This window comes from Solimonas sp. K1W22B-7 (assembly GCF_003428335.1).
Taxonomy (GTDB): domain Bacteria; phylum Pseudomonadota; class Gammaproteobacteria; order Nevskiales; family Nevskiaceae; genus Solimonas_A.
The window spans coordinates 468405-491748 of sequence record NZ_CP031704.1 but is presented as its reverse complement, the minus strand read 5'-3'; the positions used below and the strand labels follow the sequence as shown (position 1 = coordinate 491748).

Genomic DNA, 23344 nt, shown 5'->3' with positions numbered 1-23344 from the left:
GAAAAGGCTCGCGGTACGTCGGCGCTGCACGCGCCCGACGACTTCATACATTCGGTTTCGTGGAGTTTTCACACCATGGTTGATTCGATCATCCCGGATCCGGCGACGTTCGCACAGGACGCCAATGCGATGCTGGACACCCTGGCCAAGCTGCACCAGGGCATCTCGGATCTGCAGAAGGCCCTGGAAGGATTCAAGAACAGCAGCGATTTCAGCGCCGATCTCGCCAAGAACATCGGCGTGGCAGACAACCTGGCGACCATATTCACGACGCTGGCGAACAGCGCCGGCGGAGCCGCCGATCCGGTCTCGACGCTGGTGACCCTCGCCGTCGATGCCTCCACGGCCTCATCGGCCCTGGCCGCCAATGCCGGAGGCGCCGCCGGAGCCGTCTCGGCCCTGGCGTCGGGCTCGAGTTCTGCGTCGGCATCCGCTTCGGTGCTCACGAGCAACGTCGGCGCGGCATCCACGGCGGTTTCGGGGCTGAGCAGCGCCCTGTCCGGCGCCGCGATTCTCTTCATCGCCGACCGCGTGATGGCGATTGCCAAGGCGCACGGCGAGTATCGCGAAGCCGTGAAGTCCGCCGCCGAAGCGCAGAGCCAGGCCAACCTCCGGCTCGAAGAAGGGATTTCCGCGGCCGCCGACCAGGCCGCGAAGTTCGCCGGACAGGGCGCCGTGACGCAAACGGTCCTGGACGCGCTGGCGCAGGGCACCGGGCAGCTGACGGAGAGCCAGAAGCAGCACTACGCCTCCATGCTGGGAGGCTCGGAAGAGTACCTGAAGGCCCAGATCGCGATCGGTGTCCGCGAGCAGGAACGATACGGCCAGACCCGGATCGACCTGGAAGGCGTGCGGACGAAGCTGGGCGAGGTCCGGGCAGCGCATGGCGAGCTGAAGGCCGAGCTGGAAGCAGCGTCGAAGCCGGTCGCCATCCCCATCGATCCCGAGCTGCTGCCGAAACTGAAGGAGGTTCGCGAGAACCTCGGCAAGGTCTCCAGCGAGGACCTGGCAAACCTGGCAAGCCGTTCGCGCGAGGCCTTCGGCCAGACCAGGGAAGCCATCGACGAAGCCGCCAAGGCCTTTCCCGCCCTGACGGGTGCGGCGCTGGAAAGCGTCATGGCGATGGACCCCCGCTTCAAGGATCTGATCGCGACCCACAAGGAACTGGCGGGGGCCGTCGAGGCCATTCGCGCAGAGCAGTACAAGAGACTCGGCGTCGACGTCAACGAGGTTCTGACCGGCATCGACACCAAGGCCAAGGACCTGCTGGCGACCTTCCAGTCGCTGGCCAGCGATCCGGACGCCAACCCCAAGCTCCTCACCGCCGCCTTCCAGGAATTGCTGAAGACCCTGAACAGCGAAGAGGAACTGGCCGCGCTCAAGGAGTCGCTGGGCCAGATCAACATCAAGGGTTTCGACATCGCCACCACCCTCGGCCAGGTCGAGGAGAAGCTGAAGACCCTGCCGTCGGCGGCGGATCCCGCGGCCAAGGCGATGGCCGATGCCTTCTCCTTCTTCGGTCTCAAGACGCGCGAAGAGCTCGAGGCCACGGCGAAGAAAGCGGAAGAGAACTTCGCCCTGATCAGCACCAGCGGCCAGGCCTCCGCGAAGTCCCTGGACAAGGCCTTTGCCGACATGGCCACCGCGAGCGTCGCCGCCGCAGCCGCGATGGGGCAGGCCAGCGCGGAATCGCAGCTGGGAATCCTGGCCACGCAGGCCCGCACGGAAGCGCAGAAGCAGACCCTCGCAAGCCTGGCCACGCAGTACCAGATCACCGGCGCCACCGCCACCCGCGCCCTCACGGACATCAAGAACGAAATCCCCGAGGTCATCAAGGAGCACCAGAAGCAGCTGTCGGCGATCGACGCGGTCAACGCGGCTTACGAGGAGCGTCTGAAAAATCCGACGGACCCTCGCGCATTGCTGCCGACGACCAAGGGCGGCGCGATCTCCATGACCAGCCTGGACGAGCGCGCCGTCGCCGTCACCGGCGAGTCCCGTACCGCGCTGGAAATCCTGTTCCAGAGGCTGGCCAACCAGATCGTCAACAACCCCGGCCGCGGCCGGGTGGCGGAGGAGGAGTTCGAGCAGGCGGTATCGACCTTCCTCCAGGGTGGCGACAAGGCCGAAGACCTGCGGAACAAGATCCTCGGGATCGACCCGAAACAGGCCCGCACTACCCGGCCACCGCCATCGATGACCGGACCCGGCAACGGCTCGAAGTTCCGGCCGGACTACGTCACGGAAGAAAGCGCCAGCAAGGCCGAGGCCGCGCAGAAGGCGCGCGACGACGCGGCCAAGGCCGCCAAGGCCGCGCGCGAGGAGCAGCGCCGCGCCGCGGCCCAGGCTTCGACGCCCGCGCCGAAGAGCGGAGCGACCGATCCCCGCCCGCCGGCGCCGGCGCCACGTCCGAGCACCGAGGTCATCAAGGTGATGCGCATGGAATTCCCGGACGGCAAGAGCCTGGACGTCCTGGCCGGCCAGGACGATGCCGTGTCCTCGCTACTGAAGTCCCTTTCCCTTTCCAGGAGGAACAGCCTGTGAGCATCACCCTGAACACCCTCGGCCTGCCCGCGGACCTGGTCTGGACCGACCGCTACGACTGGACGCCGGTGGTGCAGAGCCTGGCCCGGACAGAAGCCGGGGTGCTGGTCCGCGAGGAATCCCTGCTGCAGAAGGGCCGGCCCATCACGCTGGAGGGCGGCGACGACCACGGCTGGGCCTCCGGCGAACTGGTCGCGCTGCTGCATGCCCTGCAGCTGCCGGCCAACGCCGATCCGATGCTGCTGGTCTACCACGGCCAGGAGCTGCAGGTCGCCTGGCGCCGCGACGGCGCCGCCCCGATGTCCGCGCGCCCGGTGCGCGGCGCAGTTTCCAACCCCGGCGCCGGCGAGCTGTTCGTGCTCGCCCTGCGCTTCATCGAGATCTGATCCATGCCCATCACCAGCGACAACATCAAGCTGTACAAGACCCAGGTCATGTCCGACACGCCCGATGGCGGCGGCCGCATGACCCGCAACGAAGTGATCGACGCCGAGCTGAACAACGTCTTCGACGACACCTCGCGCGACGATCGCGTCAACGGCCGCGTCAGCCTGCGCAAGGTCTTCGGCGCCGTGAGCACCAGCGGCACCGACAAGTATCTCGGCGCGCACGCGGTCCTGACCGATCCGCCGGCCGACGGCCGTGTCGTCTGCACCCTGTTCACGCTGCCCGATCACGCCAGCCGGCGCTCGGACGCGCGGACGCTGATCGAGCAGTACCTGATTCCCGGCGCGGCGACGGTCCTGGTGCTGTACGACACCCAGCCGCAGGGGGCCCGGACCGTCGTGGCCTACCAGGCCCTCGAGGAATCGCCGCCGGAGGTGTCGAGCGTGCTGTGCCTGTCGGTCGAGCTGGCGGGCCATGTCCACTACGGTCGCCAGCAGTTTGTGCGCATCACCGGCATCACCAGCCAGACGGTCACCCTGGGCGTCAACAACGACAAGTGGCAGAAGCGCCTGCTCACCCTGAACATCAGCGAGCCGCTGGAAATCTCCTACCCCGGCGGCGACTTCAAGAAGGAGCCGACGCTCACGGACAGGCCCACCCGCGTGCGCCGCGCCGACCTGAACCCCGCCGCCAATTTCTACGGCGTGGTGCCGCTGGCCGAAGACGTCGAGTCCGGCGACACCGTGGTGAGGGTCTCCACCATCCTGCAGAACATCGCCCCGGCGTCCTACTCCGAGACCGCGATCCTCGACCAGCAGGTCGGCTCGGACGGCCCGCTGCTGATCTCGGCCGGGCCGGAGTTCACCGAGTCGCAGACCGTCACGGTCAGCGGCGGCAGCGCCGCGCTGCGCCTGATGCGCAGCGCGCAGATGGGCAGCCTCGAGGTGACCGTCGGGTCCGGGACGAACCAGGCGATCTTCGAGGAGACCGGTGAAGGAGCGCTGCAGCGCATCGGTGGCGGCGTCAACACCGCCGGCGCCAGCGGCCGGATCGACAGCGGCAGTGGCGAGCTGAGCTTCAGCGGCCTGGCCAACGGCAGCCAGACCTTCACGCTGAGCTACGTTCCGGCAGCCCTGGTCACCGATGCGCAGCACACCCAGGGCACGCAGATCACGCTCGCCAACCGCGGCTTCAACTACAGCTTCTCGCTGATCCCCAAACCGGCCAACGGCGCGGTCATGGTCAGTTATCGCGCGCTCGGCCAGTGGTACACGCTGACCGACAACGGCAAGGGCCAGCTGGTCGGCGCTCCCGGCACCGGCACGGGCACCGTCAACCCCATCACCGGCACCGTCAATGCGACCCTGGGCTACCAGCCGGACGTGGGCTCCTGGGTACTCTGCGGCTGGCGCTCGATGGCGCACTACAAGGATCAGTCCGGAGCCGTGATCGATGTCCTGGGCGCGATCCAGCTCACCACCGCGCAGCAGCCGCGCCCGGGAACGCTGAGCATCGGCTGGACCTACGGCGGCACCACCTACAGCGTCACCGACAGCGGCAACGGCGATCTCGGCGGACACGGCAGCGGCCGCGTGCAGTACTGGGCCAGGCAGATCCAGCTGCGCCCCAGCGTGCTGCCGCCCAAGGGCACGGTGATCACCGTCAGCTACGAGGACGCCCAGCACGAAACCTACACGCCGAGCCCGCAGCCAGCGCCCAGCGGCGGCAACATCACGATCACGCTGCCCGAAGCGCCGGTCGAGCCCGGATCGGTGTACGTCATGGCGACCTTCAGCTCAGGTGCAGCCGGCTACCATCCGGGCCACTACGACGCAGGGAACGGCAACCTCCACCGATCCGACGGAGCGGTCGGCACGATCAACTACACGACCGGCCAGGTGGTCTTTCCGGCCACGGCGGCGGAACCCTTCTACGTCTGGAATCCCACGACCGGGGAGTGGGATCTCTCCAGCATCTCGCGAAGCTTCAGCTCCGTGTCGGTGCAGTACCAGACCAACGCCGCCGGCTCGATGCTGAGCGAGCCGACCACCCTGAACCAGCTCGCGATCGACGTCACCCCGGCGATCATCGACCGCGTGATCGGCGGCTCGCTGCTGTTCAGCCTCAACGGCCGTCACTACTACGACCAGGGCGTGAAGCTGCAGTACCGGGGCGCCGGCAACGTCGATACCGATGCCGGCAGCTTCGACGGCATCACCGGCGCCGGCACGATCACCGAGTGGCTGCCCGGCAGCTACACCGTGGCGCTCAAGGGCCTGCTGACCCGCTACGGCCGCTGGACCACGTCCTCCGCGATCTGGCGCGTGCCGGCCTCGCCGCTGCGCACGGGTTCCTTCCAGGTCACCAACGGCACGCAGACGGCGATCGCCGATGGTTCCGGCGCCTTCAGTACCGGATCGATCACCGGGATGATCAACGGAACGATCGACATCGAAACGGGTGTCTACAAGGTCCATGCGTCGCCGGCGATCGATCCCGAAATCCTGCGCTACAACGCCGTGGCGCTGGCCTACCTGCCGACCGACCCGCTGCTGCTGGGCCTGAACCCGGTGCGGCTGCCGCTGGATGGCCGCGTGCCGGTGCTGGCCGCCGGCCGCATGCTGGTGATCCACCACACGGATACCGAGGACCTGCCGAACCCGCCGGTCGCCGGCTCCACCTACCTGCTGTCGCGTCCCGATCTGGCCTACGCCATCGTCCACGACGCCGATGGCACGAGGATTCCCAGTGACCGCTACAGCGTCGATCTCGACGAGGGCGAGGTCACCATGGCCAATCCGCTGAACCTGACGGGCTATACCCTGCCGCTGCGTGTCGAGCATCGCATCGAGGACATGGTGCGCTGCGAGGACGCGCAGCTGTCGGGCCACGTCGAGATCAGCGGCGACATCGTCCACGACTACCCCGCGGGCAGCTTCGTCAGCTCGGCGCTGCGCTTCGGCGACCTGCAGGCGCGCTGCAGCGAACCCTTCGACCAGGCGGCCTGGACCGGCGACTGGAGCGACGACCAGATCGGCAGCGAGGGGCCGGGCGAGTACAACGCCCTGGAGCACCCGATCGAGGTGACCAACGAAGGCACGATCTCGGAGCGCTGGCGCATCGAGTTCACCAGCGTCATCGCTTTCCGCCTGGTCGGCGAGACCGTCGGCGTGATCGCCACCGGCAACACCAGCACCGACTTCCTGCCGCTGATGCCGGGTTTGGCACCGGGCGCGCCGCCGCTGCTGACGCTGCGCGCCGCCGGCTGGGGCGCGGGCTGGATCGCCGGCAACCAGCTGCGCTTCAACACCGTCGCGGCCGCCGCGCCGATCTGGATCAACCGTTGCACGCTGCAAGGACCGGTGGAAGAGCCGGAAGACAGCGTGCGCCTGCAATTCCGTGGAGACAACCAGTGAACTACGTCTTTCAATCGACCGACAACAACGCCCCGCTGCTGACCGGTGAATCCGGCACCCTCGTCAACGTGCTGAAGAAATGCCTGGTCGACGGCTATGGCGCCGTCAACATCTCCGGCATGACCCGCGCCGGCAACATCGTCACCGTCACGACCTCGACGGCGCACGGCCTGCAGGACTACGCCACGATCCAGGTATCCGGCGCCGACCAGGCCGACTACAACGGCAAGTTCCGCGTGGCCTCGGTGCCGGGTTCGACGACGCTGACCTTCAACATCGGCGCGGCGACCCCGATCTCGCCGGCAACCGGCACCATGGCCGTCCGGCGCGCACCGCTGGGCTGGACGGAGGCCTACACCGGCACCAACAAGTCCTGCTTCCGCATGCCGCTGGGCTCGAACCAGCACTACCTCGACGTCGACGACAACAACGTCGACAGCAGCCGCGCCGCAGCCGTTCGCGGCTACCGCGCCATGACGGGCGTGGGCACGGGCACCGAGCCCTTCCCGACCGCGGTGCAGGCCGCCACCTGCTACTGGCGCAAGTCGAACGCCAGCGGCAGCTCGCCGCGCGCCTGGGCGATCTTCGCGGATGACCATTGCTTCTACCTGGCGATCTTCTGGCATGCGAGCTTCACCGACGCCGCCGAGCTGACCGGTTTCGGGCAGGACGTGTCCTGGAATGGCGCCGACGCCTTCATGACGCGCCTGTCGTACGCCAGCACGATCCCTGGTGGAAGCGGGGCGCACGGGAATGCCGGAAGCTCCATGCACCAGCGGTACGTCAATGCTCCCTTCTCCTATCTGGCAAGCGACATCGGCGGCACCCCCAACTCACCGCAGGTCGGAACCTGGGAAAGCTTCGGCACCAGCGCCTTCTACCAGGAGAGCTACAGCAATGCGCCCGTACCCGGCTCGATCACGGGGGAACAGATCATCTGCCCGGTGTTCGCCTGCACGCCCGACGGCTACACGACGCGGCAGATCCGCGGCCGCATCCCCGGCTGGTATCCCTGCCTGTACCAGCAGCTGACCATCCCCAGCTTCTCGATCAAGAGCGACTTCGTCGAGTATCCCGGCAAGCGCTTCATGGCACTGCGCAGCGGCGGGGCAAGCTCGGCCTACAGGAACGGACACTACTTCGACATCGACGGCCCCTGGCGCTGAGAGGACACCATGTCAGCACAAGGATTCAAAGCACTCGGGCACCGGTCGGATCCGGTGTACGAATGGGCCCTGGTCCATCGCCGCCCCCACGGCATGGTCTCACCCCTCCGCACAGGCTACTCCCAGTACCACCAGGGGAACGACCACGCCGCGGGGCTGGTTCGCATCAACGGCGTACCGGCGGTCGCGCAGGTCTTCCTGCACGACCAGGAAACCGGCCGCCTGCTGGCGCGGACCTGGAGCAACCCGGCGGGAGAGTTCCGTTTCGACTACGCGGATCCCTCGCGCAAGTACTACGCCCTGGCTTTCGACCCGGTCACCGGCGAGAAAGCCGAAGTGTTCGACCGGATTTGAGATGGCATGCCCTACACGCCTCCCCATCGCCATGCACTGCTCATCGAACTCGGCGGCAGCTACACGCCGGCGGATCGCCATGCGCTGGCCTTCGAACTGCCGCCCGAGGATGACGGCGGGCCCGATCCCGAGCCGGTGTCCCGGCTCGCGTTCGCGCAGGCCGGTTTGCCCTGGCGGCGCGGCCTGGCGCGCGATCCGCAGTGGCGCCTGCGCTTCGGCCCCGCGGCCAGCCGCGACCTCGGCGCGGCGCTGGCCTGGGCAGGCGGCGGCGCGGCCGACCGCCAGGCCGGGGTCCGCTGGCGCGAGGCCATCGCGGCCGACCGCCGCGTCCTGGTCGCCAGCGGCACGGCCGAGCCGGTCGACCGCGAGGCGCACCTGCGCTGGCACAACCCGGTCGCCGTCGATCGGCAGGCGCGCGCAGGCTGGGCCGCCGCCGAACGCACCGAAAGTCCGCCGCGGGAACTGCGCTGGAGCCATCCGCCGCCGTGCGACCGCATGGCGGGGCTGCGCTGGCGCAGGGCTGCGCGGCTCGACCTGGAGACCGTCTTTGCCTGGGGCTCCGGGCATGCCGCCGACCTGCAGCGCCGTGCGCCCTGGGGCATGGGCAACGCTCCGGCCTTCCGCTACCTGCTGCCGCTACCGCCGCGGCCGCCGCGGCCACCGCCGCCCGATTGCTACCGGCCGGAGCGACACCTGCTGGAGTTCCGCCTCGGCATTCCCGGCGCTCCCTACGTGCCGCCCGACCGTCATGCGCTGGACCTGCGCCTGGTCTGCGGCGACGGCCGCTATTTCAACGTTCGCCGGACACTGAGCATGAGCCATTCCCTTTCGGTAGTACGTCTTCCCGATCGCCTGCCGCTGGCGGTGCGCAGCGTGTCCCTCGGCGCGGACCGCGACAGCTGGTCCTGGTCGCTGCAGATGGGCTTCGCCGACGTCGCCTCCCTGCTCGCGGTGGAACCGACCGAGGAGACCAAGCACAGCGTGGAGATCACACTCGACGGCTACGTCTTCACCGCGCAGGTCGAGGGCTTCAGCGAGGACCGCCGCTTCGGCAGCCGCGGCGGCAACATCTCCGGCCAGAGCCGCTCGGCGATGCTCGCCGCGCCCGACGCACCACAGCGCGCCTACAGCAACCCGGAGCCGGCCACCGCGCAGCAGCTGGCTTTGCGCGAGCTGGAGTTCACCGGCTTCGCGCTGGATTGGCAGATCGGCGACTGGACCGTGCCGGCCGGCGCCTGGTCCTATGAGCGCGAGTCGCCGATCACCGCGATCGCACGCATCGCCACCGCCAGCGGCGCGATGCTGCAGACGGCACCGGGCAGCGACACGCTGGTGGTGACGCCGCGCATGCCGGCAGCGCCGTGGAATTTCGCCGGCGAAACGCCCGACTTCACCCTGGCCGGCGGCAGCTGGCTGCAGAAGGGCAAGCGCTGGAATGGCGGCGGCCGCTACAACGGCGTCTGGGTCGGCGGACAGACACAGGGCATTCTCGCCAACGTCTACCGCGACGGCACGCCGGGCAGCCCCTACGCGCAGCTGCTGACCGATCCGCTGATCACCAGCACCGTGCCCGCCATGCCGCGCGGCCTGCAGGTGATCGCCGACAGCCTGCCGCGCCACGAGATACCGATCGAGCTGCCGCTGACGCCGGCGCCACTGGCACCGGGCCTGCTGATGCCCGGCGAGTTGGGCGCGATCGAGGACACGGTCTGGGGCCACTACCGGGCGATCGTCGACAGCGTGCAGATCTCCGCCGAGGTATCGGAACAGGGCCTGGTAACGGCACGGCAACAAGCGAATCTCTGGAGGTATCTGCCATGAACATCTGGAAGCAATTCCAGCAACTGCTGCCCTCGGACCCGCAGCTGGTCGGCGAGGTGCTCCGCCACAACGCCGACGGCAGCAGCAGCGTGGAGCTGCCGGGCGCGCAGGTGATCCGGGTACAGGGACAGTCGGTGGCGGCGGGCCTGCGGGCTTTCGTGCAGGGTGGGCGCATCCAGGGCGAGGCGCCGGACCTGCCGACCTACGAGTTGCCGATCTAGGCGCGCCGCGCGCGCGGGTTGGGGGTGGTCGCGGGCTTGCGCCCACGACCCCAGCCCGTCAGTTCCAGCACCGGGCGCAGGCCCAGTTCGTACTGCAGCAGCAGGATCGCCTGCCAGGGCGGCGGCGAGCGGCTGCCTTCGCCGCCGCCGCTGATCCAGCCTTCCACCGTGTTGAAGCCGGCACCCATGCGCCGCGACAGCAGATCCACGGCTTCCGCGCGCGTATAGCCGTGAACGGAGACCAGGGCGTCAACCACCCGCCCGATCTCCGTCCGCCGGGTTTCCACGCTCCAGCCCAGGCCGATATCCATGCCGCCACTTTACTGTAGCGGGCTACAGCCGTCATTCAGGACGGACGGCGGCGCGGGTCGACGAAGGCCTCCAGGAAGGACTGCTGGCAGCCGGTGATGCGCCGGCCGGAAGCCAGCAGCAGCAGGTAGCTCGCCATGTCCGGCTGGTATGGCAGCGCCAGCAGCGGCATGCGCGCCTCCTCCGGCGTGCGGTCGTCCTTGCGCGCGTTGCAGGCACGGCAGGCCGTCGCCAGGTTGGTGTACACGTCGCGGCCGCCGCGGGACGCCGGCACCACGTGGTCGCGGGTCAGCTCACGCGCCGGAAAGCGCTCGCCGCAGTACAGGCAGACATAACGATCGCGCGCGAACAGGATGCGGTTGTGCACCATCGGGCGGCCGCGCTCGAAACGGCGGCTGCGGTCCCCCACGGCGATGATCGAGCTGATCTCCATGCTGGAACGGGTGCCGTCGCGGCGGATACCGCCGTGCAGGCGGAAACGCGCCTCGCCGGCCTCCCAGCGCACGCGCTCGCGGGCGTAGAGCGTGACAGCCTCCTGCCAGCGCAGCCACTCCACCGGCACACCGCCGAGATCGATCTTCAGTACATGCGGAACCATGACACCTTCTCAATTGTTTCTGTTTCTCCTGCTGCCGTCGTTGCGCTCGGGAATCGGGACTGTCGATGAAAGAAGTTGCAGGTTCGCCGCGCAGCCCTTGCTCATCACAAGGACCTGCGGCACCAGAGCTGCGGTGATGCCCTGGCCGCACACCTGAGGCGGCGACCGACGCGGGCCACGCTCGCCCAACCTGTCGCGGGGGCTTGCGGATGAAACGAAATAAACCCAGTGGCAGAGCACAGGCAGGGACGCCGTCCATGGCGCGACCTCAGCTCGCCCATTGAACCCCTGCCCATGTTTGGCTTACTTCGGCATGACATCGAGTCATGCCTCAGCTTGGCCAAACATTCCGTGGCCGGGCGTTCGGCGACGCAGGCAATGCCATTTAGGCATTGCCTAAGCGCGTCTCCTCACCCCTGCGGGTGCTGACCCCGCGGCCTTCCGATCGACAGTCGGATGCTCTGCCGTTGAGCTAAGAGGGCAAACTGATGGGTGTCCCCAGCTCGGATCGAACGAGCCTCTCCGCGTTTTCGGCGCGGCGCTAAGCCAACTCAGCTACAGGGACATGAACCTGGAAGTGACCGCCCGAATCGAACGGGCCTGATCTCGTTTTGCAGACGAGTGCATGAGTCGATCTGCCAGGTCACTGAAGGGAGAGAACGACGTTCTCGAAAGAATGGATTACGGGGATGGGGTCGATAATTCCGCTGAACTACCCGTGAAGAAAATGGCACCCCTGGAAGGATTCAAACCTTCGCCCTCCCGGTTCGTAACCGGGCGCTCCATTCGCTGAGCTACAGAGGCATAAAAATGATTGGGGTGACCGACGGGTGCCGACCCCGTTCACTCCCGGTTCACAGCCGGGGGCTCTGCCGTTGAGCTACGGCCACCGTTGAAAAACTGGTGGATGGTCAAGGACTCGAACCTTGGAAGACCGTGGTCGCCTGGTTTACAGCCAAGTGCAATCGCCGCTATGCGAACCATCCCTGAAGCATGTGCTTTGACGATGCGCAGACACCTGCACATCTCAAAACCCATATCCACCCCGTCCACGGTCCATGCCCAGCCTGGTGAGGCCAGACACTCCGTGGCGTCCCGGTTGTCCGCAAGCTCGCGCGCTTTACGCCGGGGTGCTGGTTCGATGGCTTCATGCAGAAGACGGGCACCAGGCGCCCGCAGTCCACCGCCGGCGCCCGGACATGCGGGCGCGCCGGCAGGCGGTTTCGTCCATCGAGGCCCGGCTTGCGCCGCGCCTCTACGACAGTCCAGATTGTTAGAGAGCTTCCAGGTGGCGGCATGTCCCCCCGGTTCCATTGCGAGCCGCAGCGGCCTTGCGGCCGCTGCGCGGGGACAACGAAAAACCCCCGGCAAACCTTTCGGCCTACCGGGGGTTCCGTATCCTGGAAACCCTCTTACCTGGTCTAGGCGGTAGGTTGCGACCTACCACCCGCAGGTGTTGAGTCGCGTCAACGCATGTGCAGCCAATCCTTGTGCGCGGTTGCGGCCGTATTCAGGCCGGGCAGCGAACAGGAATGTGTCGGGCAAGGTCCGCCCGTCCCGATTTCTCGGGTCATCGCTTGCAGCGACAGGGTGGAAAGCCGTGACATGTGAATGCGTCCTTACCTTTGAACCAGTGATGAAAGAGTCCTGCGGAATATTCCAGCAGTGCGCTTACTGTAGCGCGCTACAGTAAGCAGCGCAACTGCTTTTCGGCGGCACTGCCGCGCACCGCCGCGGTGCAGGCCGGCGTCAAGATCTTGGCATACGGTTTGCTCATTTAAATCCGGGCACTGCTGCCCCCGTGTTGTGCGGCCGATGACGTCCGCGACTGTTCCGAGCTTGTTTGCCAGGGAGTCGCCATGTCAGAGCCCGTTCTGTTGTTCCCCTTCATCGAATCCGCCATCGAAGCCATTGCCCTCATGGGTGGCGGCTTGGCGCTGCTGCTGAATCTTCCGCGCTTTTCCCAGGGACTCCGCTCGGCCACCGGCTGGCTGCGGAGCGAGAAGCCGCGCGCGTAGATCCGCTGAAGGTTCTCGTTTCTGGCTATTCACTAAAAGGGATCCCATGCACCACCTCCACCCCCGGATGAAACTCCGTCTGATTCCATGGCTGGCCGCCGCCCTGTTCTGCGGGGCAACGCAAGCCCAGGCCGACGACGACTACGACGACCGTTACTACCTGCTGCCGATGGGCTCGTACGTGCTCGCCGACGATGCGCGCAATACCGACGACGGCTACGGTGCGACGCTGGCGATCGGCAAGCGCATCACGCCGATGTTCGAACTGGAACTGCGCGGCAACTACCTGACCTACGACGCCAACAAGCCGGACCGCGGCGTGATCGGCGGCGTGCTCTGCGGCCTGCTGCCCTGCCCCGAGCCTGAAGACGTGGAGATCAGCGCCATCGGCGCGGGCGCCAACTTCTTCCTGGGCCGCAACTTCTACCTGCATGGCGACGTCATGGGTGGCGACAGCACCCTGATGAACGCCGGCGTGGGCCTGCACTTCGGCGGCAGCGACGGCGGCTGGGGCCTGCGTGTCGAGGCGCTGTACCACGACGACGAAGGTGACTACGAGGAAACGCAGTTCAACGTCGGCCTGCACATTCCCATCGGCAGCCGTGCGGCGCCGAAGGAAGTCGTGGAGCCGGCGCAGGTGGTGCCGGTCATCGAACCGGCCCCGGCAGCCCCGGTGGCTCCGCCCTGCGAACTGCCGGCGGCGGGCCAGCCGATGACGCTGGAAGGCTGCAAGGCCGGCGACGTGATCGTGCTGCGCGGCGTGAACTTCGAGTTCGACAAGTCCAAGCTGACGGTCAACGCCAAGACCCTGCTCGACATGGTGGCCGATGCACTGCTGCGGCGCACCGACATCAAGGTGGAGATCGACGGCCACACCGACGCCAAGGGTTCCGACGCCTACAACCAGAAGCTGTCGGAGCGCCGTGCGGCCTCGGTGAAGGACTACCTGGCCGGGCGCGGTGTCGACCCGGTACGCATGGGCACGGTCGGCTTCGGCGAGAGCAAGCCGATGACCACCAACGAGACCGACGAGGGCCGCGAGATCAATCGCCGCGTGGAGCTCAAGGTGGTGGAAATCGGCGGTGCCGCGGTGGTCACCTACGCACCGACGCCCGAGGGCGGCACCGCGGTGGAGATCACCGAGCCGGCACCGGCCGCCGCACCCGTCGCGGCGCCGGTGACCGAGACCCTGGTGGAGCCCGAGCCGGAAGCCTCGCCGCCGCTGCCGGCACCGGCCGCGGCGGCGGGCGGCAACTCGCAGGTGACGATCGGCATGATGGTATTCGAGCCGGCGACGATCACGGTGCCGGCCGGCGCCACGGTGACCTGGACCAACGAGGACGGCTCCAATCACAACGTCAGCTTCAGCGACCAGCAGAGCGGCCGCATGAAGAAGGGCGCCAGCTGGAGCCGCAGCTTCACCGCGCCGGGCGAATACCCGTACCAGTGCTCGATCCACGGTGCCGCGATGTCCGGCAAGGTGATCGTCAAGTAAGCCTTAAGAATGGGGTGTGCTTTCCCGCGGCGGATGCCTCCCCTTCCGCTGCGGGATTTTTTTTGGGCGTCGGCTTTTGCGATGAAATGAAGAGGGGAAGGCAGGAGCTCGACTGGTCTAATCCAGCCACTGGATTCGCACGTCCGGCTCGGCCTGCAGCCGCGCCGCGAGCGCGGCGGTGGCCTGCACGCGGCCATCTTCGTGCACGACGAGAACCTGGGTGATGCCCAGGCGCCGCGCCAGCGGCTGCCAGCCCGCGGGCCCGGACACGAACAGCGCGGCGCCGGCCGCCTCGGCCCAGCTGCCGTCGGGATGCACCACGGTCAAGGCGCGCAGGCCCTGCGACGGCCAGCCGCTGCGCGGATCCAGCAGGTGCGAATAGCGCTGGCCCCGGTGTTCGAACCAGCGCTGGTCGTCGCCGTGCGTGTTGACTGCCTCATCGCCGGCATCCAGCGTGGCGAGCAGGCCGGGCTGTTCGGCGGCGCTGCGCGGATCGCGGATGCCGATGCGCCAGGCGCGTTCATGGCGGCGGCCGCGCGTGGCGAGGTTGCCGCCGGCATCCACCGTGGCATCGCCGAAGCCATGGCTGGCCAGCAGTTCCAGCGCCGCATCGACGATCCAGCCCTTGGCGATGCCGCCGAAGTCCCAGGTGATGCCGGGTGCCGGCCCGTAGTCGCCGCCGCCGTCATAAGCAGGTGCAGAACACAGGGCGGCATGTGCCGCGGCGATGTCCGCCGCCGCGGGAGGCGCGCTGCGGATGCGCACGATGTCGTCGAAACCCCAGAGACGCACCAGCGCGCCGATGCGGGGCTCGTAGGCGCCGCCGGTCTGCTGGTGAATCTCCCAGGCGCGGCGGAACAGCGGCTGCATCGGCAAGGGGATGCTGGCCGCCTCGCCGGCGGCCAGGCGACGGTTGATGCCGCCCAGCGTCCCCGGGCCCCAGGCCCACCAGTCGCGCCCGAAGTCCTCGATCAGGCGCCGCACCGACAGCATCGCCGCTTCTGCATCGTGGCGCCGCCCACGGCTGGCCACCGTCACCAGCACCTCGGTGCCCATGGCGATGAAGCGCCGGCGCACGATCGACGGCGTCTGCAGCCGTAGTCCACGAATCAACAACGGCCGCGACATCATCATGTTGAAAATCTCACTGCTCCAGGAGGTAGTGAAGAGGCCGTGTCGAGCCCGTCGAGGCTGCAGCGAGGAGCGGAGCCGTACTTAAAGTACGGCGAGCACCGGAGATGCAGGATCGGCGGGCGCAGCAGGCTCAGAGCCTATCCGTGTATAGGACACGCACGCGTTGCTGCCAGAAATCGCGCCAGGCAAGTCGGCCGATGCGCGGTTTGGTGGTTCCAAATAAGCAGCGGTCGGCGCAGCATGGCGCGATTTCCGGCACAACCCGGAGGGACGGGGCCATTTTCGCGCCCCGCGTTCCCTATCGCCGCTTATGTACGTCAGATACACCGCGCGTCGATAGGGTTAGCGGGACACGAAAATGGCACGCCGTCGCGTGTGTGTCCTATGCACGGATAGGCTCTCATCACTGCCTCCGGCGGCGGGCGGAGGAAGTGCGGTAAACCATCCAGATGCCGCTGATCGACAGCAGCATGGCGGCGATACCGACGCAGTTGATGACCCAGGCCCCCCAGTTTCCGAACAGGCGGCCGCTGTGTGCGTCCACCAGGATGTGCTCGATCGAGACGCTGGGCCTGGAGAACGGCAGCAGGCGCGAGCGCTCGGCATCGGGCAGGGCCTTCTGCTCCGACCATTCCACGGCGGTGGAGGCGACCGGCGTCCAGGTGTTGCCCTCGTCCATGCTCTGGAAGGCGTCGAGGTCCTGCACCGCAATGCTGCCCGGATGCCCCTTGACCATGCCGATACGGCGGATGTTGGACACCGGCAGGATCGGCGGCGTCAGCTCGTCGATGCGCTCGCCCTGCGGCGTCAGCAGCAGCAGGCTTTCGGCAGCGGCGACGAACAGCAGCGGCTTTTCGGCACTGCCCGCCAGCACGAAACCACGCGGCTCGCGGATCGGCGTGCCCAGCGGCTGGGCATCGACCAGGGTGTAGTCGGTGGTGGCGGCCAGCCAGTGACTGCCGGCCTGGAAGCCGCTCTGCGGCGGCTCCGGGTGCAGGCCATAGAGGCTCATGACCCAGCCCCAATCGACGCGCCTGGTGTCGTAACCCCAGCTCGCGCTCTGATTGATGAGAAAGCCACTGAAGCCCAGCCAGATCATGAACACGAAGGCGAACAGGCCGGCGCGCTTGTGCCACTCGCGCAGCAACACGTTGAGGTTGCGCTTGGGGCGCGCCGCGGCGTGCGGACGCACCGCCACCAGCCGCACCCGTTCGCGCCAGCGGTGCCAGCGCGCGCCGTGCTCGCGATGCGGGAGGGGAGATTCAACCGCGATGGACTGGGTTTCGGACACTTTCGTCACCTCGCCAGGGAATCGAGCATCAACGCGGTGCGCGCCATGCGCTGCATCATCTTCACCGAGTAGGTGGCACCGGAAACGTTGTCGACCTTCTTGTCGATGCCGTTGCCGGAGGCGCGTGCGCCGACCAGCTGCTGCAGGAAGGAACGCTCGGCGATCTGCTCGCCACGCGATTCGCGGTAGATCAGCACGCGGCCGAAGTCGATCGCGCCGTTCTGCACGACGAAGCCGGAAGTGGTGGGCACGTAGCCTTCCTTGCCGATGTCGTCGAAGATCCAGGCGGTGCGGCCGTTGGGCGCGCGCCAGTAGCGCAGGCGCGCCTGCGGGTAGCGGCGGCCGTAGACGCCGGAGAGCTGCGACTGCCTGGCGTCGTCCAGGTCCAGCGTCGAAGCCGGCGGCACGGTGGCGCCGAAGGCTTCGGCCAGGAAGGCCTCCGGGGTCTGGAAGGTCTTGAACAGTTCAAAGGTGCCGGCGGCTGCCGCAACCTTGGTCAGGGGCAATGCCAGCAGCGCCAGGGCACCGCGCAGGAACGAACGCCGCGACGCGCCGCCAATCGAGGCAGCATCGGTCGGGCATGCAGCTGGGTTGTCGAATGTAGTCATCTTTATCGGTGGTCTTTGGGTGGGCGATCCGGCCTCGCACGACGCAACACCGCGGCGGCAGGCCAAAAAAAACGTCCACGTCGCCGGCCAGGGCTACGTGGACGTCGCTGTCCTTGTCTTCGCAGGCGGCCTCGTCGCCACCCACGGGATAAAAGTAGCAATCGCTATGCCAGTATTTCAGATGCCATATTTAAGCGACTGACGCCATGCGCATTTTCGATGCGATGCGACAGGATGGTGCGGCGCTTTCGGGTGGCTTTCCGCGCCGGAAACGGCCGGCCTTGCGCGCTGCTGGTGCGGGAGTGCGCCGGGAGGAGGCGGGGTGCACTGGGACGGGCCTTTACAGAAACCCTCCCCCGCCCTCCGGGCACCCTCTCCCGCAAGCGGGAGAGGGGACACATCAAAGCTTCTTGTGTTTTCCGATAGCTTGGTGAGCGCAGCGAATGCTTTTGACTTACGGGCCCCTGTTTGTGAGCACCTGCGCGGGGGTCGAGCACAGGGGTCAGCCGGACAGGAAGTCCGGCTGAGGGCATACAGGCCATGGACGGCCTGTTTGCCCGACCCCGAAGTACGACCACCACGCAGGTTGCCCCGCATCAGCGGGGCTGCTCACATCCAGGGTGTGCTTTCTCTTGGTTACTTCTCTTTGCACAAGCAAGGAGAAGTGACTCGCCCTTAGGCGAGATAACCCATCAGAGTCTCACCGCTCCTGACCGGTCTAGGACCGGCATCACAGAACGCCCTCCCAGGGTTTCATCATGCACCACCCTCTCCCCACCCTCTCCCGCCAGCGGGAGAGGGAGACAAAAGGCACGTCCCTCGATACACCGCTACGCGGCACTCGGGATGAACGGTTAGGTGGGGGCCCGCAGCCACACTCATCCCGCCTCAGGGCGAGAGGGAGAGGGAGAAATACCCCGGCAACACGGGCGATGCCCATTGCGGCATCGCCCGTGTTGCTCAGCCCAGTTCGCTCCACACATCCGCCGCATTCAGCAGCGTCCTGGCGAAGTCGCCGATGCGCTGCTTGCGATCCATCGCCATGCGGCGCAGCAGGTTGTAAGCCGAGGCCTCGTCCAGCGCGCGGCGCTTCATCAGCAGGCCCTTGGCTTTTTCAATGTCGCGCAGGTCCGCCAGGCGGGTACGCGCCCGGTCCAGCTCCTGGTGCAGGGCCTGCTGCATCTCGAAGCGTGCGATCGCCAGGTCCAGCAGCGAACTGAAGTTCTTGCGATGCGCCAGGTCGTCGACCACGAAGGCGCTGACGCCCGCATCCAGTGCACGCCGCGTGGTCTGGGCGTCGCTCTGCTCCGCCCACAGGATGATCGGCCGGGGATGTTCCCGGTACATCTCCCCCAGCGACTGCAGGATGTCGCGCCCGGGGGCGCCGACGTCGCAGAAAACCACTTCCGGCTTGTGCAGTGCAACAGCCACGGACAGGTCGGCATGTGTATTCAGCCGCGCCACGACCTGGTGGCCTTCCGCTCCCAGTGCCTTTTCCAGCAAGGCCAGCCGGTCCTGGTCGTCGTCGACCAGCATCACACGCAATTTTGTGTGTTCCGTAACCATGGGTAGTTCCTTCTCCCGATCCCCGGCAAATACATTGCAAACCAGATGCCACTTTTCCGGAGAAATGACACGTTCGTCAGCTGGGCATGGAGAAGAATGCCCCCGCCCCCCTTGACATGGCCGTTTACGGCTAGAATCCGCGTACTCACCGCATGGAGAAAGGCGTGCGCCTCTCCCTTTACACCGACTTATCGCTGCGACTGCTGGTTTATCTCGGTGGCAATCCCGACGGAAAACCTGTCGGCACCGCGCGCATCTCCGAGCAGCTGCGCGTTTCCACGCACCATCTCCACAAGGTTGCACAAGGATTGCGCAAGCTGGGCTATGTCGAGACCGTCAGCGGTCGTCTCGGTGGCCTGCGCCTGCTGACACCGATGGACCAGCTGCGCATCGGCGATGTGGTCGAGGCCATGGAAGGCAGCGGCCGCCTGGCCGACTGCAAACGCGGCCCCTGCGCGCTCAACGGCGCCTGCACGCTCAAGACCGCACTGGATGCCGCGGAGCGCAACTTCCTCGATGAGCTGAAGAAGTACACGCTCGCCGATGTCGTGCAGGGCCCCACATTGGTGCGCCTGCACCGCCTCCTGCGCGCCGCCTGATCACGCGCACCCGCTGAAAAAAAGAACCCCGTTGGCAATCCCAACGGGGTTCTTCAGTTAACGGCAACCGTTGCCGGACGAGGAGAGGGAGCGCCGGCAGCGGCGCCGTTATTCCTACCTCGTCACGATCACCCGGGTGAACGGCGCCAGCGCCGCGATCAGGTGATTGCAGGTCTTGTAGGGCACGAGGTTGCGCTCGCAGGCGTTGTACGCCGCTTCCACCACCGCGTTGAACTGCGTCATGGTGATGCCGAGATCGGCATGCGCCGCGCTCATGCTGGCACCCTGGTACTCCACCGCTCCGCCCAGCACCATCTGCTCGAGCTGGGTGTTGAGCGCCACCTGGCGTTCAACGTTGCCGAACTCGCGGAAGATGTGGCTGATGCGGTTGTCGAGCATGATGTAGTAGAACAGGCTTTCCACCCAGGCATGCACGCCCGCCGCGCCGCCGAAGTCGTCGAGCGCGCTCTTGGGAATGCCGAGGATGGGACGGGTCTTCTGCTCGCCGGCGTAGGCGGGCTGGACGGCAGCGACCATCAGCGCCGCTCCGGTGATGAGGCCGAGGCCAAACTTGAAGCTCTTCATGATCTGTCTCCTGTGTGATGTCCGGTCAGAACGTTGCGTGCATGGACATGTAGAAACCGTTCTGGTCCGGGGCCACCGAGATGTTGCCGAGCATCAGGTAGGCGATCACGAACGAAAGGTTCTTGTTCGGCGCGTAGGCAAAGAAGAAGTCCTGCCAGTCGCCTTCCTTCTCCTGCGTCAGCGCACTCTCGACACCGCCGACCACGCCACCCAGCAGGTTGGTCAGGCCGGTGAGCGGCAGACCGGCGATGGTGACGCTCTTGCCGTCGAGATTGTCGCCGTGCTGCTGGTACTCGTAGCCGACCGCGGTGTTCTTGCTCAGCAGGTGCGCGATGGAGAGTTCCCAACGAAGTTCCTTGTCGTTGGTGCAGTCGCTGCCGGTGCATTCGCCGAAGCCGGTCAGGCCGATTTCATTGGCGGAGGTGTAACGCGCAGTGACGTTGACCAGCGTGCTGAGCGGGAAGAACACCTTGGTCGCCGCGATGTACGCTTCCCAGTCCTTGGACTTGCTGGCGCCCAGCGTGGTGATCAGTTCCTTGGACTTGTTTTCCTTGTACAGGCCGCCGAGGGCCACCTGCGGAATCCAGCTGTCCGAGGTGTAGACCGCGTCGCCGAACAGGCGCAGCTTGGCACCGTACACGTCCATCTTCAGCGTGGAATTCCAGGGATCGGTACCGATATCCAGGCCCGCCGCTTCCGCCACCAGTGCCACCGTGTCCAGGTTGGACAGGTTCAGCGACAGGTGATGCGTGGCATAGGACAGCTCGAACCGATCGTAGAAACCCACGGCGCCGCCGAACACATTGAGTTGCAGCGCCGGCAGGTTGGCGTAGGTGTACGCCACGCCGCCGTTGATGCCGTCGCGGGTTTCATAACCCGTGATGGTCGCCCAGGGGACCGCACCACCGCCGCCCGCGCCGTCGACCGTGAACACGCCGCCGGTGAGGAACACCTTGCCATCGTTGTAACCCGCTGCCGCCACTCCGCTGTGCAATACCGTCGCCGCGCCGATCGCTGCCGCGCAAGACCAGAGGCGAAGCTTGCTCCCTTGAGACCCATTCATCTTGAAACTCCTTATGTGTGGTAGTGCCGGAGTCGTTCCGGCTTCCCAACCGCCCAAAAAAAAACGTCCACGTTGGCCGGCTGCAATGCCGGTAACGTGGACGTCTCTGTCCGTTCGGGGCGCTCGACTCTGACCGCTCCCTGTTTGCGAGCCTTCTCGGCTCACTGTTTTCAAACTAAGCAAACGCCATGCCACTTATGCTGCAACGCACTATCCGGTCCTATGACGGCAGGAAATTGATCGGATAGTTCGCGTAGGTATAGGCCGGCACATTCTTCGCGCCGAAGTTGAGCATGCGCACGCGCTGCAGGATCTTGGTCTCGAGATCGGGGTTGGCAAAACTGCTGGAGACCAGCTCGCAGCGCGTGACCGATCCGTCGGGGGCGATGGTCAGGCTGACGACGATCTTGCCCGAGCCCAGGTCGGTGCTTTCGCGTGCGGCGCGGTTGAAGATCGAGAACAGCGAAGACTTGTTGCGGTCGAAAGCCAGCTGCAGTTCCTTGAGCGAGCGCGAACCTCCGGCGTCCTGGCCGGCGCCGCCGGGTTCATCCCGGCCTGCACCCAGCCCGCTGTGTACTTCGCTGGTGCGCCGCGCACCGAGCGTGCCCGTGCCCTGCACTGCGGTGACGCTGCGCGAGCCTTGTCCGATGCCGCTGCTGCCGCTGCTCGCGGTGGCCGCCAGCGACTCGCCGCTGCGGCGATTACTGGAGGACACCGCGGACTCGCGCAGCAGGGTCTGCGGGCCGGCGGTCGGTGCGGCGTCCCGCATCGACGACAGCTGGTTGCGCATCGACATCAACCCCGAGCGCGCCGCGATCTCGCGCGCCGACGGTGCCGGTGCCGGTGCCGGTGCCGGCCTGGCACGCTCAACCGGTTTCGGTGCGGGCTTCGGCGCCGGCTTGGGAGCGGGCGGTTCCACCGCGGCGCGCTCCACTTTCGGTGCAGGCGGTGGTGGCGGAGGCAGCAGGGTCACGCGGATGGGCTCGGGCTGCGGGTCGGGTTCGACCTGTTGCCAGAACTGCAGGGCGATCATCGCGGCCAGCACCAGGCTGACGCTCAGCGCCATCCAGCGCTGGAAGCGCCGGTCGGATTCGGCGACGACACCCCATCGGTCGCCGAGGCGCGGCACTGTCGCGGTGCTCACGCACCACCACCGGGCTTGTCTGCCACCGCCAGCGAAACCTGTGCATAGCGGCTGTCGCTGCAGGCGTTCATCACCTCGCGCAGCGCGCGGTAGGACACGCGCTTGTCGGCGAGGATGTTGATCTCGCCACGATCCTTGTCATTGGCCATCGGCAGCTGTGCCAGCGCGGCACGCAGGGCCTTGCTGTCGCCGCGCAGGAGCTGGGCGGTGCTCTGCACCACGCGCTCACCCAGGCGCACCTCTTCGGTGCCGACCGTGATCGCGATGCCGGGCCGCGGCTCGGGCGCGATCGCCGCGGCCGGCAACTGCAGCGCCGGCGGCGTCGGGATCACCTGCACCACCAGGGCATTGACCAGCAGGAAGAACACCAGCACCGCGAACACGTCGATCATCGACACCAGGTTGATGCCGGCCCGGCGCGAGCGGGCGCGCAGCTCGCGGCCCTGTCGTCGCTGGCGCTGGCGCGCGTTCACGAGCGGCCTTCCACATCGCCGATGGCGATCTGCGGAAACAATTCGGCGGGCAATCCCTGCAGGCGCGCCGATACCGGCGCCTGGCGCAGCGTCTCCATCACCTGCACGACATCGTCGTAGGCGACATCGGCGTCCACCAGCAACGTGGCCTGCTGCTGCGTCGGTGCGGCCCGCTTGGCCTGCACCAGCAGTGCGGACAGCGCGTTGAGGTCATGGCCCTGTGCCGTACGCGGCAGGCGCCTGGTCCTGGCCGGCGCCGCCTCCACCTGCAGACCATCCGGCAGCAGGCGCACCACCGGCGGCGGCAGGTCCTGCGTCGCCACGGCGGCGCCCGGCGCCGGCAGATCCAGACCGAAGACCTTGAGGCGCGTGGCGGCGACCGAGGAACTGACCAGCAGGAAGAACACCAGCACGGCGAACACGTCGATCATCGACACCAGGTTCAGCTCTTCCTGCTCGCCCGAGCGCAGCAAGCGCCGCTGCCGCCGCTCGCGGCGCGGGCTGGCGCGGGGCGGCTCGTCTTCGAGTGCGGACCAGGAGTGCATGGCCATG

General features: G+C 67.1%; 21 protein-coding genes and 5 tRNA genes. 10 read left to right on the top strand and 16 right to left on the bottom strand.

Annotation, left to right across the window (positions count from 1 at the left end):
* The first annotated feature begins 75 nt into the window (after positions 1–75).
* From D0B54_RS02380 to D0B54_RS02350, 7 genes are all read left to right on the top strand, one after another.
* On the top strand, positions 76–2544 hold the full coding sequence (locus tag D0B54_RS02380) for a hypothetical protein (RefSeq protein WP_117288827.1): 2469 nt from the start codon (positions 76–78) through the stop codon (positions 2542–2544).
* A complete protein-coding gene (locus D0B54_RS02375; RefSeq protein WP_117288825.1) occupies positions 2541–2930 on the top strand; it encodes a hypothetical protein in 390 nt (129 codons plus the stop codon). The genes D0B54_RS02380 and D0B54_RS02375 overlap by 4 nt, the downstream gene beginning before the upstream one ends.
* A gap of 3 nt (positions 2931–2933) precedes the next feature.
* Complete coding sequence (locus D0B54_RS02370) at positions 2934–6347, top strand: hypothetical protein (protein WP_117288823.1); 3414 nt, start codon at positions 2934–2936, stop codon at positions 6345–6347.
* Positions 6344–7513: a hypothetical protein gene (locus tag D0B54_RS02365; protein ID WP_117288821.1), complete on the top strand. Its 1170-nt coding sequence runs from the start codon at positions 6344–6346 to the stop codon at positions 7511–7513. Before D0B54_RS02370 ends, D0B54_RS02365 begins: the two co-directional genes overlap by 4 nt.
* Before the next feature lie 93 nt (positions 7514–7606).
* On the top strand, positions 7607–7867 hold the full coding sequence (locus tag D0B54_RS02360) for a hypothetical protein (RefSeq protein WP_162932143.1): 261 nt from the start codon (positions 7607–7609) through the stop codon (positions 7865–7867).
* Between the two features lie 6 nt (positions 7868–7873).
* The gene (locus D0B54_RS02355) at positions 7874–9688 is read left to right on the top strand and encodes a hypothetical protein (RefSeq protein WP_117288817.1); all 1815 of its coding nucleotides are present in this window, start codon (positions 7874–7876) and stop codon (positions 9686–9688) included.
* On the top strand, positions 9685–9909 hold the full coding sequence (locus D0B54_RS02350; protein ID WP_117288815.1) for a hypothetical protein: 225 nt from the start codon (positions 9685–9687) through the stop codon (positions 9907–9909). Before D0B54_RS02355 ends, D0B54_RS02350 begins: the two co-directional genes overlap by 4 nt.
* Here the strand turns inward: D0B54_RS02350 and D0B54_RS02345 are convergent.
* From D0B54_RS02345 to D0B54_RS02315, 7 genes are all read right to left on the bottom strand, one after another.
* Positions 9906–10220 carry a hypothetical protein gene (locus D0B54_RS02345; protein ID WP_117288813.1) on the bottom strand — a complete coding sequence of 105 codons (315 nt, stop codon included), beginning with the start codon at positions 10218–10220 and terminating at the stop codon, positions 9906–9908. The genes D0B54_RS02350 and D0B54_RS02345 overlap by 4 nt on opposite strands.
* 35 nt (positions 10221–10255) lie before the next feature.
* Entirely contained in the window at positions 10256–10816 is a 561-nt protein-coding gene (locus tag D0B54_RS02340) for an HNH endonuclease (protein WP_117288811.1), read from the bottom strand.
* Positions 10817–11226: 410 nt separating this feature from the next.
* Positions 11227–11299: transfer RNA gene (locus tag D0B54_RS02335), tRNA-Asp, on the bottom strand.
* A 10-nt stretch (positions 11300–11309) separates the two neighbouring features.
* Positions 11310–11381, bottom strand: a tRNA-Phe gene (locus tag D0B54_RS02330).
* A 163-nt stretch (positions 11382–11544) separates the two neighbouring features.
* Positions 11545–11620, bottom strand: a tRNA-Arg gene (locus D0B54_RS02325).
* Positions 11621–11631: 11 nt separating this feature from the next.
* Positions 11632–11706 (bottom strand) — tRNA-His (locus tag D0B54_RS02320).
* 11 nt (positions 11707–11717) lie between these two features.
* Positions 11718–11802: transfer RNA gene (locus tag D0B54_RS02315), tRNA-Tyr, on the bottom strand.
* An 873-nt stretch (positions 11803–12675) separates the two neighbouring features.
* On the opposite strand from D0B54_RS02315, the gene D0B54_RS24105 reads away from it, so the two are divergent.
* On the top strand, positions 12676–12834 hold the full coding sequence (locus D0B54_RS24105) for a hypothetical protein (protein ID WP_162932142.1): 159 nt from the start codon (positions 12676–12678) through the stop codon (positions 12832–12834).
* A gap of 67 nt (positions 12835–12901) precedes the next feature.
* Positions 12902–14329 (top strand): OmpA family protein, encoded by a 1428-nt coding sequence (locus tag D0B54_RS02310; RefSeq protein WP_117288809.1) that lies wholly within the window; start codon positions 12902–12904, stop codon positions 14327–14329.
* A 117-nt stretch (positions 14330–14446) separates the two neighbouring features.
* Here D0B54_RS02310 and D0B54_RS02305 read toward each other — a convergent pair whose 3' ends face one another.
* From D0B54_RS02305 to D0B54_RS02290, 4 genes are all read right to left on the bottom strand, one after another.
* Entirely contained in the window at positions 14447–15463 is a 1017-nt protein-coding gene (locus tag D0B54_RS02305) for an FAD:protein FMN transferase (RefSeq protein ID WP_240433537.1), read from the bottom strand.
* Between the two features lie 403 nt (positions 15464–15866).
* Positions 15867–16754 carry a PepSY domain-containing protein gene (locus tag D0B54_RS02300; protein WP_240433536.1) on the bottom strand — a complete coding sequence of 296 codons (888 nt, stop codon included), beginning with the start codon at positions 16752–16754 and terminating at the stop codon, positions 15867–15869.
* Positions 16755–16759: 5 nt separating this feature from the next.
* Positions 16760–17362 (bottom strand): FMN-binding protein, encoded by a 603-nt coding sequence (locus tag D0B54_RS02295; RefSeq protein ID WP_117288807.1) that lies wholly within the window; start codon positions 17360–17362, stop codon positions 16760–16762.
* A 960-nt stretch (positions 17363–18322) separates the two neighbouring features.
* Complete coding sequence (locus tag D0B54_RS02290; RefSeq protein ID WP_240433535.1) at positions 18323–18928, bottom strand: ANTAR domain-containing response regulator; 606 nt, start codon at positions 18926–18928, stop codon at positions 18323–18325.
* A 164-nt stretch (positions 18929–19092) separates the two neighbouring features.
* Between D0B54_RS02290 and D0B54_RS02285 the strand changes: the two genes are divergently transcribed.
* Entirely contained in the window at positions 19093–19527 is a 435-nt protein-coding gene (locus tag D0B54_RS02285; protein WP_162932141.1) for an RrF2 family transcriptional regulator, read from the top strand.
* Positions 19528–19641: 114 nt separating this feature from the next.
* On the opposite strand, the gene D0B54_RS02280 is transcribed toward D0B54_RS02285, so the two are convergent.
* The 5 genes from D0B54_RS02280 to D0B54_RS02260 all read right to left on the bottom strand — a co-directional run bounded on the left by D0B54_RS02280 (position 19642) and on the right by D0B54_RS02260 (position 23337).
* On the bottom strand, positions 19642–20112 hold the full coding sequence (locus tag D0B54_RS02280) for a group I truncated hemoglobin (RefSeq protein ID WP_117288801.1): 471 nt from the start codon (positions 20110–20112) through the stop codon (positions 19642–19644).
* A 25-nt stretch (positions 20113–20137) separates the two neighbouring features.
* Positions 20138–21094, bottom strand: coding sequence for a DUF3034 family protein (locus D0B54_RS02275; RefSeq protein WP_240433534.1), 957 nt, complete (start codon positions 21092–21094; stop codon positions 20138–20140).
* Positions 21095–21395: 301 nt separating this feature from the next.
* Positions 21396–22319 (bottom strand): AgmX/PglI C-terminal domain-containing protein, encoded by a 924-nt coding sequence (locus D0B54_RS02270; RefSeq protein ID WP_117288797.1) that lies wholly within the window; start codon positions 22317–22319, stop codon positions 21396–21398.
* Positions 22316–22792, bottom strand: coding sequence for an ExbD/TolR family protein (locus D0B54_RS02265; RefSeq protein ID WP_240433533.1), 477 nt, complete (start codon positions 22790–22792; stop codon positions 22316–22318). The genes D0B54_RS02270 and D0B54_RS02265 overlap by 4 nt, the downstream gene beginning before the upstream one ends.
* Positions 22789–23337: an ExbD/TolR family protein gene (locus D0B54_RS02260; protein WP_240433532.1), complete on the bottom strand. Its 549-nt coding sequence runs from the start codon at positions 23335–23337 to the stop codon at positions 22789–22791. The genes D0B54_RS02265 and D0B54_RS02260 overlap by 4 nt, the downstream gene beginning before the upstream one ends.
* Positions 23338–23344: the final 7 nt, after the last annotated feature.

What these genes read in the sequence shown, in the direction of transcription:
- D0B54_RS02280 (WP_117288801.1), bottom strand. Translation starts at nt 20,112, where the DNA reads ATGAAGAGCTTCAAGTTTGGCCTCGGCCTCATCACCGGAGCGGCGCTG.
- D0B54_RS02340 (WP_117288811.1), bottom strand. Translation starts at nt 10,816, where the DNA reads ATGGTTCCGCATGTACTGAAGATCGATCTCGGCGGTGTGCCGGTGGAG.
- D0B54_RS02380 (WP_117288827.1), top strand. Translation starts at nt 76, where the DNA reads ATGGTTGATTCGATCATCCCGGATCCGGCGACGTTCGCACAGGACGCC.
- D0B54_RS02345 (WP_117288813.1), bottom strand. Translation starts at nt 10,220, where the DNA reads ATGGATATCGGCCTGGGCTGGAGCGTGGAAACCCGGCGGACGGAGATC.
- D0B54_RS02310 (WP_117288809.1), top strand. Translation starts at nt 12,902, where the DNA reads ATGAAACTCCGTCTGATTCCATGGCTGGCCGCCGCCCTGTTCTGCGGG.
- D0B54_RS02360 (WP_162932143.1), top strand. Translation starts at nt 7,607, where the DNA reads ATGGTCTCACCCCTCCGCACAGGCTACTCCCAGTACCACCAGGGGAAC.
- D0B54_RS24105 (WP_162932142.1), top strand. Translation starts at nt 12,676, where the DNA reads ATGTCAGAGCCCGTTCTGTTGTTCCCCTTCATCGAATCCGCCATCGAA.
- D0B54_RS02370 (WP_117288823.1), top strand. Translation starts at nt 2,934, where the DNA reads ATGCCCATCACCAGCGACAACATCAAGCTGTACAAGACCCAGGTCATG.
- D0B54_RS02290 (WP_240433535.1), bottom strand. Translation starts at nt 18,928, where the DNA reads ATGGTTACGGAACACACAAAATTGCGTGTGATGCTGGTCGACGACGAC.
- D0B54_RS02350 (WP_117288815.1), top strand. Translation starts at nt 9,685, where the DNA reads ATGAACATCTGGAAGCAATTCCAGCAACTGCTGCCCTCGGACCCGCAG.
- D0B54_RS02355 (WP_117288817.1), top strand. Translation starts at nt 7,874, where the DNA reads ATGCCCTACACGCCTCCCCATCGCCATGCACTGCTCATCGAACTCGGC.
- D0B54_RS02295 (WP_117288807.1), bottom strand. Translation starts at nt 17,362, where the DNA reads ATGACTACATTCGACAACCCAGCTGCATGCCCGACCGATGCTGCCTCG.
- D0B54_RS02305 (WP_240433537.1), bottom strand. Translation starts at nt 15,463, where the DNA reads ATGATGATGTCGCGGCCGTTGTTGATTCGTGGACTACGGCTGCAGACG.
- D0B54_RS02260 (WP_240433532.1), bottom strand. Translation starts at nt 23,337, where the DNA reads ATGCACTCCTGGTCCGCACTCGAAGACGAGCCGCCCCGCGCCAGCCCG.